Genomic DNA, 4,357 nt, shown 5'->3' on the forward strand with positions numbered 1-4,357 from the left:
GCCTGGGCGAGCCGGCCGCGCCCGCCGCGCACCGCGCCTATGGCCCGCAGCGGTCCGGCCACCTCGCCGAGCCACAGCGTGTCGGCCGCCTCCGGCTGGGCGGTGCCCTCTGCCGGCACCGGCCTCGCCAAGAGTGACCTGCGGATCGTTCGAGATGACCAGGATGAAGGGCGCGAGGCCCGGCTCCAGCGCGACGATGGCCTTGGCGAGGTCGAGCGCGCTTTCGACGCCGTAATTCTCGAAATAGCCGCCGTCGACGATGCGGTCGGCCACCTCGCTCTTTCGGCCGCGAATGGCACCGGGCGGCGAGATCACCGGGAAGCGGGCGGAATTGCTCGCCGCGGTGGACAGGGCGACGTCCTTGCCTTCGGGAATGAGGGCGTGGAAGTCGAGGGCATGGGTGAAGATGGGGCAGCGCTCCGGCGGCCCGCCGGTGAGGCAGGGGGCGGCGGGCATGGTGGGATCGAGGTCGGTGGTGACGATGCGCTGGCCGGTGTCCACCGAGGTGCCGTTGAGCACCAGGAACGGCACCCAGCTTGCCGCCGAGCGCGGCAGAGCGAGGAAGGGCTGCGCCAGCCGCCCGGCGGCCTTTTGGCCGTCGGAACGCTGGGCGTCCGCGGCGGCCACGGCCGGCGCCTTCGACACGAGGTCGGCGAAGCGCGCTTCCCACGCCTTTTCCAGGAGGATGGCGCGGTCCTCCACCCCGAGCTGAACCTGGTCGTGGAAGGTGAGGCCGAAGAACACGGCGGTGAGATAGTCCCCGGCGGTGAGCGCCTCCAGGCAGTCGCGCCAGGTGTTGATCTTCTCGCCGAACCAGTAGCCCGACGCCAACGCTTCGCGCGGGCACGGCACCGCCCCGCTGGGCGGCCCGGACGCGGCGAGCGCGCCGGCGATCACCGCCGCCCCATAGGCGCTGCCGGAGACGCCGGAGATGGCGAAGATGCGGTTGCGCACCTGGCCGCCATTGAGCACGGGTTGGCCCCCGGCTTCCCGGCGAGGCGGCCGTCGTCGAGCGGGGCATGCACGGTCTTGGTCTGGTCGGCCTGGGTGTGGACCGAGCCCTGCTTGAACGTCTCCACGTCCAGGAAGTGGCCGATGACGCTGGCGGTAAAGAAGCCGGCGCGGCTCGCGCCGCCGGCGCCGGCGACGATGACCGGGCGCGGGCATTCCTCTGGCTTGCCCGCGCAGCCGTTGGCCTGCATCCACATGTCGAGGCCCTGGCGCAGGCTCGCCCGCGCGGCGGCGCCGCGTCGCGCAGGCGCACCGCATGGTTGTCGCCGAAGATGGCGACCGCCGCCACGCCGATCGCGAACAGCGTCAGCAGGAAGGGGAAATGCAGGCGCCGGCCGAGCGCGGAGAGAAAGGACAGGAGCGGCACCCAGCCGCCGAACACCAGCGGCACGGCGCCCGCCAGCGGCAGCGCCTTGGCGAGGCAGTCCGGTTTGAACGCCAGGACCATGGCGACCACCACCGCATAGATCAGCAAGGCGAGGCGACCGGTGGCGTAGAGTTCGCCAGCCGGATCGTCCACGCGCGCGCCGAGGCCGATGCGGCGGAACAACCAGGCGACCCGCGGCGCGAGCCAGCGGTCGACGGCGGCCAGCGGCCCGGACTTCACCATCCGCACCCGGACCGCGGCATAGGCGAAGAAGGCCGGGACGCCGGCGAGCATCACCCAGGACACATAAACGAGCTGATCCCGCGCCGCCTCCACCACCGGCGTGTCGTCGATGGTGGGCAGGTTGGCGATCGCCTGCCAGGCGCCGATGGCGAACGCCAAGAAGGTGAGCGCCCCCAGCACCCGCGGCACCAGGAGGATGACCCAGCCGAGCGCGCCCGAGGCCGCAGCCGCCCGCGCCCGAGGCCCCGCCTTCGCCACGGGCGTGATCCGCGCCGCCAGCCCGCGATCGGTCTCCAGCAGCAGCCGGGCGGCATAGTGGACCGGCATGGCCCAGAACAGGAAGGTGGAGGCGAACAGCTGGACCAGCTCCCACGAGATCCAGGCCCGCTTGGCGAGCGGCGCGCCCGCCATCGCCACGTGCACCATCACGTCCTGCGCCTCGGTGATGGCGGCCATCAGGACCAGGCCGGCGGCGACGCTCACCAGCGGAACCCGGACCACCCACAAGACCAGCGCGAAATTCAGGATCTCGCCCCACGCCTGCGCGATGCGGGAGCCGGCCGGGTGCAGCGCCTTCGTCGTCACGGCTCACGCCTCCGCATTGCCGGGCAAGGGAAAACGGCGGGCGGTCCGCCCGGGAATACAACCATAGCATGTATCGACGCCGCGCGGGGAGCCTTTTTCGCCTCGCGGGCGCTTGGCGCGGTCCCCGTGGGACGCGGGCGGGATTGGGCGGGCATAAGCGGTACCTGGGGGATATTTTCGCGGTTTTGTCGTCCCCGCCGCCCGCTATTCGTCGTTATGGCAGGATGGCCGAAACCGGCCGCCTTTGCGAGCGGGAGACGAGACGATGCGCGTGATGGTTCTGGTCAAGGCCACCAAGGACAGCGAAGCGGGCCTGATGCCCTCAACCGAGCTCTTTGAGGAGATGGGAAAATTCAACGAGGCGCTGATCGATGCGGGCATCCTGCTGGCCGGCGACGGACTGAAGCCCTCCGCGCAGGGCAAGCGGGTGGCCTTCGATGGCGCCTCCCGTCTGGTCATCGACGGCCCCTTCGCCGAGACGAAAGAGCTGGTCGCCGGCTATTGGCTTTGGGAAGTCAAGGACTTGGACGAAGCGGTGGCCTGGGTTAAGCGCTGCCCCAACCCGATGCCCGGCCCAAGCGAGATCGAGATTCGCCCGCTCTACGAACTGGCCGACTTCGGCGACGCGGTCACTCCCGAGCTGGCGGAGAACGACCGCCGCCTGCGCGAGAAGGCGAGCCGATCCTGACCCCCGGCGCCCCGGCCGAACCGGCGCCGGGGCGCTCCTGCGGTTGGCCATTCATGACCTTGGGTCAGCCGACAAAAGCCCGCCGGACCGTTGCGCCGGGCCGGCGGCGGACCCATCTGAAGGGGAAAGTCGAGGTGCCGATGTTCCCCTTTCCCACCGATCGTCCGGTCCCTCCGGCGAATGCGAGGCGGCACCCGAACCCGAGGACGTGGAAACGCGCGGAACGGGCCGCACCCGGACGCGGCCAGCCCCGCGGTGGGCATCGCGCTGGGCGGCGGCGCCGCCCGCGGCTTCGCCCATATCGGCGTGCTGCGGGTTCTGGAGCAGAACGGCATCCGCCCCCAGGTGGTGGCCGGCACCTCCATCGGGGCGGTGGTGGGCGGCATCTGGGCGGCCGGCAAGCTCGACCGGCTGGAGGATTGGGCGCGCAGCCTCACCAAGCGCAACGTCCTGGGATTGATGGATTTCGCACTCGGCGGGCCGGGCCTCATCTCGGGCCGCCGGCTGGTGGAGCTGATGCGCCGCGACGTGGGCGAACTCGCCATCGACGATCTGCCGCTCACCTTCGCCGCCATCGCCACCGAGCTCGGCACCGGCCACGAAATCTGGCTCACCCGCGGCGACTTCGTGGAGGCGATCCGCGCCTCCTACGCCTTGCCCGGCATCTTCACGCCGGTGAAGGTGGGCGGGCGCTGGCTGATGGACGGTGCGCTGGTGAACCCCATTCCCGTCTCGCCCACACGGGCGCTGGGCGCGCGCATGGTGATCGCGGTGAACCTCAATGCCGACGTGTTCGGCCGCGGCACCGTGATCCACGACCATGGCGGCGTGGTGGAGGAGGCCGCCGAGGCAGTCATCGCCGAGAAGAAGGAAGGCATCGCCGCCATGCTCAGCCCGGAGCGGCTGCGGCGGCAGTTCTTTGCCGGAAACGGCGTCCCGGATGGCCCGCGCGGCCTGTCCACGGTGATGATCGATGCCTTCAACATCATCCAGGACCGCATCGCCCGGTCCCGGCTTGCCGGCGACCCGCCCGACGTGACGCTCAACCCGAAGCTGGGACGCATCGGCCTGTTCGACTTCCACCGGGCGGAGGAAGCCATCGCCGCCGGGGCCGAGGCGGCGGAGCGCTCGCTCGACGACATCCGCGCCGCCATGGTGGCGCTGGGCTGAGCCCGGGAACGGGATGGCGGCGCTGCGGCGCCGTCAGGCCTTCTCCACCAGGCCGCGCCCTCGCCGCGCCAGTGGCCGACGCAGGTGACGATCGCGCGTTCGACTGCGCCGCCGCCGGCCTCCACGGGATCGCCCGCCAGCACGGGAACAGTTCGCCGTTCGACACCGCCAGCGCAGCCAGAGCCAGCCCGGCCGGAAACTGTGCCTCGAAGCCGTGGCCGAGGCGATTCGCCACCGCGCGCACCGGCAGGCCGCTGGCCGTCAGCGCCGCGGCCTCGGCCGGGGTGGCCTCG

Annotated in this window: 5 protein-coding genes and 1 pseudogene; 5 read left to right on the forward strand and 1 reads right to left on the reverse strand. The window is 71.6% G+C overall.

The window, feature by feature from the left end; genetic code table 11:
* Positions 1-972: pseudogene (locus AC2W7M_RS20535) on the reverse strand (hypothetical protein); the annotation flags it as partial.
* A 47-nt stretch (positions 973-1,019) separates the two neighbouring features.
* Between AC2W7M_RS20535 and AC2W7M_RS20540 the strand changes: the two are divergent.
* The 5 genes from AC2W7M_RS20540 to AC2W7M_RS20560 all read left to right on the forward strand — a co-directional run.
* Positions 1,020-1,478: a hypothetical protein gene (locus tag AC2W7M_RS20540; protein WP_486134493.1), complete on the forward strand. Its 459-nt coding sequence runs from the start codon at positions 1,020-1,022 to the stop codon at positions 1,476-1,478.
* Between the two features lie 468 nt (positions 1,479-1,946).
* Positions 1,947-2,273 carry a hypothetical protein gene (locus AC2W7M_RS20545; protein WP_486134494.1) on the forward strand — a complete coding sequence of 109 codons (327 nt, stop codon included), beginning with the start codon at positions 1,947-1,949 and terminating at the stop codon, positions 2,271-2,273.
* A 198-nt stretch (positions 2,274-2,471) separates the two neighbouring features.
* Entirely contained in the window at positions 2,472-2,894 is a 423-nt protein-coding gene (locus tag AC2W7M_RS20550) for a YciI family protein (RefSeq protein WP_486134496.1), read from the forward strand.
* Between the two features lie 180 nt (positions 2,895-3,074).
* Positions 3,075-4,064, forward strand: coding sequence for a patatin-like phospholipase family protein (locus tag AC2W7M_RS20555; RefSeq protein WP_486134498.1), 990 nt, complete (start codon positions 3,075-3,077; stop codon positions 4,062-4,064).
* A 71-nt stretch (positions 4,065-4,135) separates the two neighbouring features.
* Positions 4,136-4,357 (forward strand): hypothetical protein (locus AC2W7M_RS20560; protein ID WP_486134500.1); only part of this gene is annotated, 222 nt, incomplete at its 3' end.

The sequence above is a fragment of the Xanthobacter sp. BG11Y11_SDJG genome (assembly GCF_057364445.1).